General features: G+C 69.0%; 8 protein-coding genes. 3 read left to right on the top strand and 5 right to left on the bottom strand.

What is annotated here, in order from left to right:
* Positions 1–2: 2 nt before the first annotated feature.
* Both cyoB and cyoA read right to left on the bottom strand, forming a co-directional pair.
* Positions 3–1,979: a cytochrome o ubiquinol oxidase subunit I gene (gene cyoB, locus BKK79_RS22250; protein WP_071018605.1), complete on the bottom strand. Its 1,977-nt coding sequence runs from the start codon at positions 1,977–1,979 to the stop codon at positions 3–5.
* 2 nt (positions 1,980–1,981) lie between these two features.
* Positions 1,982–3,013, bottom strand: coding sequence for a ubiquinol oxidase subunit II (gene cyoA, locus BKK79_RS22245; RefSeq protein WP_442873276.1), 1,032 nt, complete (start codon positions 3,011–3,013; stop codon positions 1,982–1,984).
* 198 nt (positions 3,014–3,211) lie between these two features.
* On the opposite strand from cyoA, the gene BKK79_RS22240 reads away from it, so the two are divergent.
* The gene (locus tag BKK79_RS22240) at positions 3,212–4,645 is read left to right on the top strand and encodes an aminotransferase-like domain-containing protein (RefSeq protein WP_157128501.1); all 1,434 of its coding nucleotides are present in this window, start codon (positions 3,212–3,214) and stop codon (positions 4,643–4,645) included.
* Between the two features lie 118 nt (positions 4,646–4,763).
* Here the strand turns inward: BKK79_RS22240 and BKK79_RS22235 are convergent, their stop codons facing one another.
* Together BKK79_RS22235 and BKK79_RS22230 are read right to left on the bottom strand one after the other, a co-directional pair.
* Positions 4,764–5,486, bottom strand: a complete 723-nt coding sequence (locus BKK79_RS22235) for an alpha/beta hydrolase (RefSeq protein WP_071038813.1) — start codon at positions 5,484–5,486, stop codon at positions 4,764–4,766.
* Positions 5,487–5,724: 238 nt separating this feature from the next.
* Positions 5,725–9,078 (bottom strand): SNF2-related protein, encoded by a 3,354-nt coding sequence (locus BKK79_RS22230; RefSeq protein ID WP_071038812.1) that lies wholly within the window; start codon positions 9,076–9,078, stop codon positions 5,725–5,727.
* Between the two features lie 670 nt (positions 9,079–9,748).
* Between BKK79_RS22230 and BKK79_RS41625 the strand changes: the two genes are divergently transcribed.
* The gene (locus BKK79_RS41625) at positions 9,749–9,916 is read left to right on the top strand and encodes a hypothetical protein (RefSeq protein ID WP_232346430.1); all 168 of its coding nucleotides are present in this window, start codon (positions 9,749–9,751) and stop codon (positions 9,914–9,916) included.
* A 101-nt stretch (positions 9,917–10,017) separates the two neighbouring features.
* Complete coding sequence (locus BKK79_RS22220) at positions 10,018–10,344, top strand: hypothetical protein (protein WP_198173389.1); 327 nt, start codon at positions 10,018–10,020, stop codon at positions 10,342–10,344.
* 73 nt (positions 10,345–10,417) lie between these two features.
* Here the strand turns inward: BKK79_RS22220 and prpR are convergent, their stop codons facing one another.
* Entirely contained in the window at positions 10,418–12,388 is a 1,971-nt protein-coding gene (gene prpR / locus BKK79_RS22215) for a propionate catabolism operon regulatory protein PrpR (protein WP_071038809.1), read from the bottom strand.
* Positions 12,389–12,409: the final 21 nt, after the last annotated feature.

Below are 12,409 nucleotides of genomic sequence, written 5' to 3'. Positions count from 1 at the left end.
GCTCAGGCGGCCTCGCGCAGTTGCGCGAAGCGCGCGTTCTCGATGCGGGCGACTTCCGACGCCGGCACGTAGTAGTCGACATCCCGGTCATAGGTGCGGGCGATGAAGGTGGCGATCACGCCGACCAGGCCGATCGCTGCCACCACCCACATATGCCAGACCAGGGCGAAGCACAGCACCAGGCCGAAGCCCGAGATGATCACGCCCGCGCCGGTGTTGCGCGGCATGTGGATGTCCTCGTAGCGGGCCGGCTGCTGGTAGGCGCGGCCGGCTTCCTTGTCGTCCCAGTGCTGCTCCAGCGAGGTGATCTGCGGCACGTGGGCGAAGTTGTAGAAGGGCGCGGGCGAGGACGTGGACCATTCCAGGCTGCGGCCGTCCCAGGGATCGCCGGTCAGGTCGCGGTTGGCGTCGCGGCGGCGGATGCTGACGTAGAACTGCACGGCGATGGCGAGGATGCCCAGGGCGATGATGACCGCGCCGACCAGCGCGACGATCAGCCACGGCTGCCAGCCCGGCACGTCATAGTGGTTCATGCGCCGGGTCATGCCCTTGAAGCCGAGCACATAGAGCGGCATGAAGGCCAGGTAGAAGCCGACCAGCCAGCACCAGAAGGCCACCTTGCCCCAGAACTCGTCCAGCGTGAAGCCGAACACCTTGGGGAACCAGAAGCTGATGCCCGCCAGGCAGCCGAACAGCACGCCGCCGATGATCACGTTGTGGAAGTGGGCCACCAGGAACAGGCTGTTGTGCAGCACGAAGTCGGCGCCCGGCACCGCCAGCAGCACGCCGGTCATGCCGCCGATGGCGAAGGTGACCATGAAGCCGATCGTCCACAGCGTGGCCGAGTGGTAGCGGATGCGGCCGCGGTACATGGTGAACAGCCAGTTGAACAGCTTGACGCCGGTCGGGATCGAGATGATCGAGGTCATGATGCCGAAGAAGGCATTGACGTTGGCGCCCGAACCCATGGTGAAGAAGTGGTGCAGCCAGACGAAGAACGACAGGATGCCGATCGACGAGGTGGCGTAGACCATCGACTTGTAGCCGAACAGCGGCTTGCGCGAGAAGGTGGCGATGATCTCGGAGAAGGCGCCGAAGGCGGGCAGGATCAGGATGTACACCTCGGGGTGGCCCCACACCCAGATCAGGTTGATGTACATCATGGCGTTGCCGCCCAGCTCGTTGGTGAAGAAGTGCATGCCGAGGTAGCGGTCGGCAGACAGCAGCGCCAGCGTGGCGGTCAGCACCGGGAACACGGCGACGATCAGGATGTTGGTGATCAGCGCGGTCCAGGTGAACACCGGCATCTTCATCAGGTTCATGCCCGGCGCGCGCATGCGCAGGATGGTGACGATGAAGTTGATGCCGGTCAGCGTGGTGCCCAGCCCCGATATCTGCAAGGACCAGATGTAGTAGTCCACCCCCACCGTCGGGCTGTAGCCCAGGCCGGACAGCGGCGGATAGGCGACCCAGCCGGTGGCGGCGAAGTCGCCGACGAACATCGACAGCATGACCAGCACCGCGCCCACCGCCGACAGCCAGAAGCTCAGCGAGTTGACGAAGGGGTAGGCCACGTCGCGCGCGCCGATCTGCAGCGGCACGATCACGTTCATCAGGCCGACGATCAGCGGCGTCGCCACGAAGAAGATCATGATCACGCCGTGCGCGGTGAAGATCTGGTCGTAGTGGTGCGGCGGCAGGTAGCCGGCTTCGCCGCCGGCGGCGATGGCCTGCTGGGTGCGCATCATGATGGCGTCGGCGAAGCCGCGCAGCAGCATCACCAGCGCCAGCAGGATGTACATCACGCCGATCTTCTTGTGGTCGACCGAGGTGATCCACTCCTTCCACAGGTAGGTCCACTTGCCGTAGCGGGTGATGGCGGCCAGCATCGCGGCGCCGAGGATGGCCACGGCCGCCAGCGTGCCCATGATGATGGGCTCGTGGGTGGGGATGGCGTCGAGATTGAGTTTTCCGAGCATGATTACTGTTCTTCTGCGGCCTGGTTCCCGTTGCGTTGCGCGATCACGCGCGCGAAGGGGGTGTCACGGACATCGTTGCGGCAGATGTCCTCACCCGACGGTCCGCGCATGAAGCGGTTGACCACACCTTCGAACAGGGCGGGGGTGGCGTTGGCGTAGACGGTGACCGGGTGTCTGGTGCTGGGCTGCTCGAGTTCGCGGTAGCTGGCGGGGTCCAGCTTGAGCGGCGAGCGGCGCGCCTGCGCCACCCAGGCGTCGAACTCGGCGCGGGAACTGGCGATGGCGTCGAAGCGCATGTCGGAGAAGCCTTCGCCGCTGTAGGCGGCCGACAGGCCGTGGTAGGTGCCGGTGTGGTTGGCGACCAGGTGCAGGCGGGTCTGCATGCCGGCCATCGCGTACACCATGCTGCCGAGCTGGGGAATGAAGAAGGAGTTCATCAGCGACTCGGCGGTCAGGCGGAATTCGACCGGGGTGTCGACCGGGATCTGCAGCCGGTTGACCGAGGCCACGCCGTAGTCGGGGTAGATGAACAGCCACTTCCAGTTCAGGGCGATCACGTCGACCCGCACCGGCTTTGTCTGGGAGGCAATCGGCTTGTATGGATCAAGCTCGTGGGTGGTCTTCCAGATCAGCACGGCAAGCACCGCGACGATCACGCAGGGGATGCTCCAGACCACGATCTCGATCGGGGTCGAATGTGACCATTTCGGCGCGTAGGTCGCCTGGGTGTTGGTTTCGCGGTAACGCCAGCCGAAGTACAGCGTCAGCACGATCACCGGCACCACCACCAGCAGCATCAGGAACAGGGCGACCAGGATCAGCCCTTTCTCCTGCTCGCCGACGGCGCCCTTGGGGTTCATCAGTTCCAGCTGGCTGCAGCCGGACAGCAGCACCGGCAGCACCAGCAGGCCGGCGCCGGCCAGCCTGCCGGCGGCCGCCCGGGCGCCTGGGGGAAGGAATGCCTGGAAGCCGGCACGGGACGGGCTGGCCCGCGATCCGTCGGCTCTTGCTGCTGCATCGCACATATCACGCATCTTGGTTACGGAGCACACGGTCCATCCGCCGACCCGGCTGCGTGGCCCGTCACGGCCCGTGCCGACCCGCGCGGGACGCGGCGGCCGGAAGAGGGGGCGCATACAAGACGTTGGATGTATGTGTTTTGGTTTGGTTGGCGCGATGCTAAAGTAAGACATAATCCATACATCAGCGACAAAATGACGCAGCGCGGAACCATGCAAGAGACGGAAGGGACGGGCGGCAGCCAGGACGTCGCGGCACCCGGCGCGCCGCCGCCGGCCTGGATCGGCGGCTTCGTGCGCGGCGCCGGTCCGCGCTACCAGCAGATCGTCGATGCCATCGAGCGCGCGGTCGCCGACGGCGGCCTGCGCGTCGGCGACCGGCTGCCGGCCCAGCGCCGCCTGGCCGACTGGCTGCAGGTGGACCTGACCACGGTCACGCGCGCCTACGCCGAGGCCAAGCGGCGCCACCTGCTGGAGGCGCGCGGCGCCATGGGCAGCTACGTGACCGCGCCCAAGGTGGAACTGGAGGGCCTGGTCGATCTCGGCATGAACATCCCGCCGCCGCCGGCCGGCCTCGACCTCGAGGACATGCTCAAGCGCGGACTGGCGCAGGTGCTGCTGCGCGCCGATGCCGACCTGCTGATGACCTACCATCTCGGCGGCGGCGGCCAGGCCGACCGCCAGGCCGGCGCGCTGTGGCTGGCGCCGATGTTCGGCAGCGTGGACGCGCGGCGCGTGGTGGTCTGCCCGGGCGCCCAGGCCGCGCTGGCGGCGCTGGTGCTCGCGCTCAGCGCGCCCGGCGACGTCATCCTGGCCGAGCCGCTGATCTATCCCGGCGTGCGCGCCGCCGCCGAGCAGTTCGGCCGGCGCCTGGTGGCGGTGGAGTGCGATGCCGAAGGCATGCTGCCCGACGCGCTGGAGCGCGCCTGCCGCACGCACGGCGCCCGCCTGCTGTATCTCAACCCGACCCAGCAGAACCCGACCACCGCGACCCTGTCCGCGGCGCGCCGGCGCGCGCTGGCCGAGACCGCGGCGCGGCTGGACCTGCGCATCATCGAGGACGATCCCTACTGGCGCTTCGCCGCCGCCGCGCCGCCGCCGCTGGCGCAGTTCGCGCCGCAGCGCGTCTACTACATCTCGACCCTGTCCAAGTGCCTGTCGCCGGGACTGCGCACTGCCTTCGTGCTGCTGCCCGACGGTGTCGGCGAGGACGGCTTCCTGGCGGCGCTGCGCTCGTTCGCGCTGATGTCGACACCGCTGACCACGGCGCTGGTCACGCAGTGGATCCACGACGGCAGCGCCGACGCCTTGCACCAGGGCGTGCGCGAGGAAGCGCGCCTGCGCCTCGGCCTGGCCGGGCAGGTGCTGGGCGGCGCGCCGGGCGGGCTCGATGGCGGCGCCTCGGGCATCCACGTCTGGTATCCCTTGCCGAGCTACTGGACGCCGGCCGACCTGGCCCACGCGGCCCGCGCCGAGGGCCTGGCGGTCACGCCCGCCGGCGCCTTCCAGGCCGGCGGCGCGGCCGCCAGCGCCATCCGCATCTCGCTCGGCGGCGTGCGCGACCGCGCGGCGCTGGGCGCGGCGCTGAAGAAGCTGTCGGCGCTGCTGGCGCGGCGACCGCAGGGGGCGCAGGAGATCGTGGTGTAGTCACGCCGGCGCGGCCCGGCGGCAACCCCGGCGCAGCGTGAGGACCGCCGCGGCGGCGCCGCGCGGAGACAGCTTCGCGAGCTACCGCATGACCCGTGCGGAATGCCTGAAGCGGCAGCTAGGCGGCGGCCGTACCTGGCGCTCCCACCGCCTCGGCCAGCACCGCGCACAGCCGCGCCATCAGTGCGGCATCCTGCGCGGCCTGCACCGACAGCATGTGGCCGGCGCCGGGCAGGTCGACGATGCGCGCGTCCTGCGCCTGCGCGGCGTTGGCCTGCAGCGTGGCGGCGATTTCGGGCGGGATGACCTGGTCGTGGCCGGCGCGCACCAGGGTCATGCGGCCGCGGAAGGCGGCGATGTCGCGGAACGCGCGCGAGCGGCGCCAGCTCTGCTCGCGCCGGATCTGCGCGCTGAAGGCCGGCCCGAAGGGCGTGGCAAAGGCCGCTTCGTCGTAGGCGGCGCCGACCACGGTGACCAGGTGCCCGATGCGGTGGCGCGGGTCGCAGGCCAGGCGCACGGCGATCTCGCCGCTCATGCTGATGCCGATCACGCTGCGCGGGCCGTCGGTATCCAGGCAGGACAAGGCCGCGGCCGCTTCGGCGTGGCGCTTGGCCAGCGAGTTCGGCGTGCGCGCGCTGCTCTCGCCGTGGCCGGAGAAGTCGATGGCGAGGCTGCCGATGCCGCGCGCGGCCAGGGCCTGGCGCACCGCCAGCCAGCGGCCGCGGTGGCTGGTGCCGGCACCGTGCAGCAGCAGGCAGCGGATGCCGCCGGCGGCGTCGAGGCGGTCGGCGGCGAGGGTTTCGTCGGGCGTGTCGATGGTGAAGGGGCGCGGCGCGTGCATGGTATCCGGTGAGCAAGGCCGCGCCGGGCCGGCGCGGGCGCGGTCATTCTACGCCGCGCCGACGGCTGTCGACGGCTGTCGACGGCTGTCGATGGCTGCCGATGGCTGTCGATGGCGGCCGTCAGCCAGCCGCACTGCGGCGGCGAGTGCGTTGTCGCAGGACGGGGAGTCTGCCCTGTGCCGATCTGAACGATGGCGTGAGCCGCCGCATCGCCGCCGCGTATGGGCGCGCTTCCCGTTATGTTCCCGCCCTGGTACGAGACCGCGCCTTCGTCGCGGGCATGACAGCCTGCGCCGTCGGGATCGGTTCAAAGAGTGCCTCGATGTCTTCAGCGGAGAACTTGACGGCGCCGGCGGCATCCTCCGACAGGATCGCCTCGGCGAGCGCCGCCTTCTGTTCCTGCATCGCGACGATCTTCTCCTCCACGCTGCCGGCGGTGATCAGCTTGTAGACGAACACGGGCTTGTCCTGCCCGAGCCGGTGCGCGCGGTCGGTGGCCTGGTTTTCCACGGCGGGGTTCCACCAGGGATCGTAGTGAATGACGGTGTCCGCCGCCGTCAGGTTCAGGCCGACACCGCCGGCCTTCAGGCTGATCAGGAAAAGCGGCACCTCGCCCTGCTTGAAGCGCTTGACCGGCGTGGCGCGATCTGCGGTATCCCCGGTCAGCAGGACATAGGGAATGCCGGCCTTTTCCACCTCCGCCGCAATGAGGTCGAGCATGCTGGTGAACTGCGAGAACAAGAGGATGCGGCGACCTTCCTCGATCAGTTCGGGCAGCATGTCGAGCAGCAGTCCGAGCTTGGCCGATTCCTTGACCCGGGCCGACTGCCCGACCTTGGCCAGACGCGGATCGCAGCAGACCTGGCGCAGCTTGAGCAAGGCCTCCAGCACGATGATATGGCTGCGCGCGAGGCCTTTGGCAGCAACGGCCGCCCGGACCTTTTCCTGCATGGCGGCACGTACCGTCTCGTACAGGTCACGCTGCGCGCCTTCGAGCTCGACCGTTCGCACGATCATTGTCTTCGGCGGCAATTCGGTGGCGACCTCATCCTTGCGCCGGCGCAGCATGAACGGGCGGATGCGCCGCGCGAGCAGTTCACGCCGTACCGCATCGCCGCCCTTTTCGATGGGGGTGCGCCAGCGCCGGGTGAAGTCCTGGCGGGTGCCGAGGAACCCCGGCAGCAGGAAGTCGAACTGGGCCCACAGTTCGCCAAGATGGTTCTCGAGCGGGGTCCCGGTCAGGCACAGGCGGTGTCGCGCCTGCAGTTCGCGGATGGTCGCCGCCGACTTGGTGGCGGCGTTCTTGACATACTGCGCCTCGTCCAGGATCAGCAGGTGATAGTCGTGCCCGGCAAGGATCTCGCGGTCGCGCCACAGCAATGCGTAGGTGGTCAGGACCACATCGTGCGCGCCGATCCGGTCGAACCGTTCGCGGCGTTGAGGGCCATGCAGATCCAGCACGCGTAGCGTCGGCGTGAAGCGCTGCGCTTCCTCGCACCAGTTGTGCATCAAGGTCGTCGGCACCACGACCAGTGCCGGCCGGTCCAGCCTGCCACCTTCCTTCTCGGTGAGGATGTGGGCAAGCGCCTGGACGGTTTTGCCCAGGCCCATATCGTCGGCGAGCACACCTGACAGCCCGTGCTCGCGCAGGAACTGCATCCAGGCGAGTCCCTGGCGCTGGTAGGCGCGCAGTTCGGCGTGCAGCCCGCGCGGCACCGGCACGTCGGCTACGCCGGGCCCGGCCATCAGGCGCTGCGCGAGTTGCCGGACCGATGCATCACCGTGAAACTGCCAGCGCCCTGACTGATCCAGGGCATGCAGCCTGGCCGCATCCCACCGGGCAATGCGCAGGCCGGTGCCGAGCGCGTCGAACAAGTCGATCAGCACGCGTACGACCGGCTTGAGCCGATCGGCACGCAGGCGGAGCCGCTCGTTGCGATCGGTCTTCAGGTCGATCGCCTCATCGTCGGCGATCGCATCCAGCTTGCCGGACAACCAGCGCGCGTCGCGACGGAAGAGGTCTGCCAGCAGCGGTTCCAGGCGCACCGTACGGCCATTGACGCTGATGCCCATCTCCACGTCGAACCAGCCGTCGCCAGTCGGGCGCAGCGTGCCGTCTATCGCTTCGATCTCGATCACGTTGTGCCGGAACGCGTCGCTCATCACGACGCGCCAGCCGCTCGCCCTGAGCGCGGGCAGGCCCCGTTTCACGATCTCCGGCCAGTCTCCGCTGTTGTCGGGACCGAGCATGCCATCCGGGAACGGCTTTGGCCCGAAGATGCGATCAGCCCGGAGTTTCCGCAATCCGGCCTTGTGCAGCTCGGTCAGGCGTTGGCGTTCGGCGTCGGCATCTCTTCTGATCTGGACGATCTCTTCGCCGGCGTTGCGCACCAGCGTCGTGTTGCTGTGTGCCGGAAGGCTGTGCTCTGCGTAATCGAAGCTGACCGTAGCAAAATCCTGCGGTGATGCCCAGGTCGGCAAGGTGTCCAGTGCCAGCACGGGGACGGGCGCGGTGTCGACGATCCGCACCGGCGCGGCCTCATGCGACGGAGGGGCGGGCAGGTCGGGCGCAATGTCACGCAGCACGTTGCCGACCAGCGCGGATTCCTCCGGCGTGATGGCCGGCATCGACAGGAAATCCTCGACCTGCTCCGCGGGCCATGGCAAAGCGAGGAGGCCGGCCTCGCCGGAGTGCGTATCCACATACCAGCATGGCCGGATGGCGGTCAGCAGCAGGGCGGCCGGCGGCTCGGCCTGCAAGACTGGCCGCAGGCGCGCGTCGGCCTGTGCTTGCCACACGATCTGTGTACTGCGCGCAGGCCCGCCGCGTACCAGGCAGCGCGTGCCGGAATGCGTCGGGCCCGTGGCGGAAGACGCGAACAGCCGGCCGGTAGCGACCAGCTTCTCGAACGTGCCGGCACCATTAGCACCTTGCAGGCTGAAGCTGCCGGTGTAGGTACCACGCGAGCGGTCCAGCCACAAGCCGCGCAGGATCGGCAGGTCCTCCTCGCTGACGAACTTCGGCGGCTCGATCAGCGCCCTCTCCAGGTTCTGCCAGGGGGCGTCGAGCGAGCGGATCGACCCGTCCACGCCCACACGGGCCTTGTACAGGAAGACCTCGACGCCGCGATAGGTCTGCCCGACCACATAGGCCAGCGCATGGGTGGCCTTGGCGGCCTTCTGCCTGGCCGAGGAAGCGGGCGCCGCGCGTCTGGCACGGAAACCGTCCAGCCACGACATCAATTCCGCGCGCACGCCGACGGCTGCCGGCCTGGGCCGCTGTGCGAGGCCGGCGTGGTGTGCGGGATCGGCGCCGTGTGCGAGAGCGGCGATCAGGAGCGCTGCCACGTGCTTGCAGTCAACGCCGACCGGGCACGTGCATTCGCCTTTCATCGACACGTCTTCCTTCGTGTGATGGAAATAGACATGCACAGCGTAGGGGAGGCTGCGCGTGCCTTGCACCAGGCCCGCCAAGGTATCGTCGTCCGTCCAGTGAAGCTTGGAGACCGCGCGCGCGTAGGAGCGGGCCTTGGATACGGTGTAGGGGCCTAGCCACTCCTTAATCTGCGCGGAATTGTAGGAGACAGGCATTGGCGGGATTCAGGTTGAACAGGCGGCGAGTATTCTACGCTGCGAGCCCTCCGGCCGGTCGCTTCGACGTCCCGCGGCCGGCGCTCCGGCGTGGTCAGCGGATCGTCGCTGTCGAGCGGCACGCGATCCTTCGGCGGCGTGTAGGCGTGTAGGCGTGTAGGCGTGCTGGATGGGTTGTCTGGGGACGTACTTCGAGCCCCATCCGCCCGGCGCCAGACTCAAACTCGCAGGGCTGGCGGGCCTCGGCTTCAGGACGGCGCTCGATCTCCGGCGCATATTTATCTCTCTCTTCTGCTTACGGTCGATCGGCTGCTGTCGAGGCCATTCGGTCAGTTGACGCGCACGAGCCAATCAAGAAGATTCAAAAGACTAGCCAGGCCCACTTTCCGCCAACCAAGGTGAAAGGAGGGCTCGGCGAGCGCGTGCTTGGCTTGCACTTCTACCCCGCGATCATATTGAATTCGAATTCCGTACGGATCTGCGAGGTACGAGGATCTTTTACTCAGACATTGATACGTGGCTGCTGACGAAGCAGGGTAAGGTTTTCCACGACACGCTTGAGGACTGGGTCGCATTCCGCAGAACGACAAAGATTGCTGCAGAGGGCTGGACTAAGTACCGGTTTGCCGATACGCAGGATCTTGAGCAATATGTCGACTACACCCTCTTGATGAATCCGAAGTTCGATCAACACCCCGCGATCCAGAAGATCCTCGCCGAGACTAAGGACAGGCCCGGCGCCTTCGGTGCGGCCATGGAGAACCTGGCCACGCCGCTTGTCGAGGAATTGAGGCGCAACCAACCCAAGGCATCCGCGACGGGAGGAACCCATGGCTGAGCCCACCCAGCTCGACCCCATAGACGGAGCGCGCCGGCACCAACAAGCACTACGAGACCGAAGGCGTCTGGGCCTGGGTGCGCATGCTGGAGCATGCGCAGGTGACGCCCATCGACAGCGCGACCGTCCAGCTCACCTTCCAGGCCGTCCCTGACACGGAGGCAGCGGGCCCGGGTGACAGCGCCGCGGCGGCCGGGGCGGACAACCCTGAGAGTCCCGAGAGCCTGCTGCCACGCGCCGGGCGGCTCGCGGCTCCGGCCCACATGGTCTATCCGATCCGCTTCGAGCTGCGCGCAGCGGTCGGCCGCGGGCCACTGGAGGCGCTGGAGCTGCGCAACCCGCGGGTTCCCGAGCGGATCTTCGTGGCGAAGGCGGCGCAGGTCCAGGCCCCGGCCCCGGTCCGGAGCACGCCGGCTCAGCACAGGTAATCACCATGTTCAACCATCTTCTGAACGCGCTGTTCGGCACGCGCGCCCGGTCCATCCCCGCCAGGCAGCGCGGCTATCCCTTCATCAGCCGCCACAGCGTGGTGCGCCCGATGCCCAGCTCGCGGCTGGCGGCGGCGCGGTTGCCGCCGTGGCGCGCCAGCGCCTGCAGCACCGCTTCGCGCGTGACGGGCGCGCGTGCCTCGGGGGCGGGCGGGCTTGCCGCGCCGCTTTCGCTCGCCGCCTGCCCGGTCATGCGCCCGAATTCCGGGAAGGCCTCGCGTGCCTCCTCGTCCAGCGCGGCGCCGGGGGCGTGCAGGTAGATGGCCGCGCGCGCCAGCAGGTTCTCCAGTTCGCGCACGTTGCCGGGCCAGTCGTAGCCGTCGAACAGCGGGGCGAGGAAGTCCAGCACGCGCTGCCTGCCTGCGCGTGCCAGGCCGTACTGCGAGGCGGCGCGCGCCAGCAGGTGGTGCGCCAGCAGCGGCAGGTCCTCGCGGCGCTCGCGCAGTGCCGGCAGCCGGATCGGCAGCAGGTTGAGACGGAAATACAGGTCGGCGCGGAAGCTGCCCTGGGCCACCAGCGCGTGCAGGTCGCGGTGGGTGGCGGCGATCACGCGCACGTCGATGGGGGTGGCGCGGCCCGAGCCCAGTTTCATCACCTCGCGCTCCTGCAGCACGCGCAGCAGGCGGCTCTGCAGCGCGGCGGGCATTTCGCCGATCTCGTCGAGGAAGATGGTGCCGGTGTGGGCGATCTCGAACAGCCCCGGCTTGCCGCCGCGCCGCGCGCCGGTGAAGGCGCCTTCCTCGTGGCCGAACAGTTCGCTTTCGATCAGTCCTTCGGGCAGCGCCGCGCAGTTGAAGGCGACGAAGGGATTGCCGCGCCGGCGGCTGGCGTTGTGGATGCCCTGGGCCACCAGTTCCTTGCCGGTGCCGCTCTCGCCGCTGAGCAGCACGGTGGCGTCGTGCGCGGCGGCAGCGCGTGCCAGCCGCCGCACCCGCTCCAGCGCCGGCGACGCGCCCGCCAGGTCGTCGAGCCCGTGGCGCGCCACCAGGTGCTTGGGGCGCTGGCTGGTGCGCAAGGAACGGTCGACACGCTGCGCCACCAGCGCATCCTGCGCGGTCACCACCGAGCCGGCGCGCTGTCCGTGTTCCACGATGGGCATGCAATTGACGATCAGCGCGCGCCCGTCGATCTGTTCGATGCGCTCGACGATGGCCGTGCCCTGTTCGCCGGCCTCGCGCAGCAGCGAGCCGGCCACCTGTGCGAGCCGTGCCGGTACCTCGGCTTCGCGCGCCAGGCCCAGCAGTTCCAGCATGGCGGGGTTGACGGCCTCGAGCTGGCCGTTGCCGTCGAAGGCGGCCACGCCATCGCGCAGGTGGGCCACGATGGTGTTCAGGCGCACCCGCTTGGACTCCTTCTGCCGGCTCACGCGGGCCAGCTCCACCGAGCGCTCGAACGCCTCTTCCACCGCCCCCAGCGAATAGAGGAAGACGCTTTCCAGGCCGGCCTGCTGGGCGAAGTCGCAGGCCATGCCGGGGCCGATGATGACGCTGCAGCCCTCGGCGGCCAGTGCGTCCACCGCGGTGCGCACCTCGTCGATGGAGCGGTAGGCGCGCTGCCGGAGGCCGACGTTGAGCCAGGCGCCGAGCGCGGCCAGCTCCTTGGAGATGGATTCGTGCAGCACCAGGCCGATGTCGGCGCCGGGCCAGGCGGCCACCGCCTGGGTGATGGCGCGCAGCACGTCGAAGCCGTTGACCTTGACCATCACCACCGGCACGTTGAGGTTGTCGCGCAGGTAGGCGCCGTTGGAGCCGGCGGCCAGCACCACGTCGACGCTGCCGGCTTCCACGTGCGCCTGCAATGCCGCCACCGCGGCGCCGTAGCCGGCGCGCACGGAGAGGAAGCGGGCGCGGTCCGCGTAGCGCGGCGCCACGCTTTCGCACAGGGTCTGCAGGCGGCTGATGCTGACCAGCGCGACGCCTGGGCGGTCGCCCGGGGGCGTGGCGGGGGACGGGGAGGCGGCGTGGCGGGGCAGGTCGGAGTCCATGCGGGCGGTCGCTGGAAAGGG

It is taken from the genome of Cupriavidus sp. USMAA2-4 (assembly GCF_001854305.1).
GTDB classification, from domain to species: domain Bacteria; phylum Pseudomonadota; class Gammaproteobacteria; order Burkholderiales; family Burkholderiaceae; genus Cupriavidus; species Cupriavidus malaysiensis.
The sequence above is the reverse complement of the archived record's forward strand: the minus strand, read 5'-3'. Positions and strand labels throughout refer to the sequence as shown.

Coding starts and splice junctions, on each gene's coding strand:
- cyoB (WP_071018605.1), bottom strand. CDS start 1,979: ATGCTCGGAAAACTCAATCTCGACGCCATCCCCACCCACGAGCCCATC.
- cyoA (WP_442873276.1), bottom strand. CDS start 3,013: ATGCGTGATATGTGCGATGCAGCAGCAAGAGCCGACGGATCGCGGGCC.
- BKK79_RS22240 (WP_157128501.1), top strand. CDS start 3,212: ATGCAAGAGACGGAAGGGACGGGCGGCAGCCAGGACGTCGCGGCACCC.
- BKK79_RS22235 (WP_071038813.1), bottom strand. CDS start 5,486: ATGCACGCGCCGCGCCCCTTCACCATCGACACGCCCGACGAAACCCTC.
- BKK79_RS22230 (WP_071038812.1), bottom strand. CDS start 9,078: ATGCCTGTCTCCTACAATTCCGCGCAGATTAAGGAGTGGCTAGGCCCC.
- BKK79_RS41625 (WP_232346430.1), top strand. CDS start 9,749: ATGAATCCGAAGTTCGATCAACACCCCGCGATCCAGAAGATCCTCGCC.
- prpR (WP_071038809.1), bottom strand. CDS start 12,388: ATGGACTCCGACCTGCCCCGCCACGCCGCCTCCCCGTCCCCCGCCACG.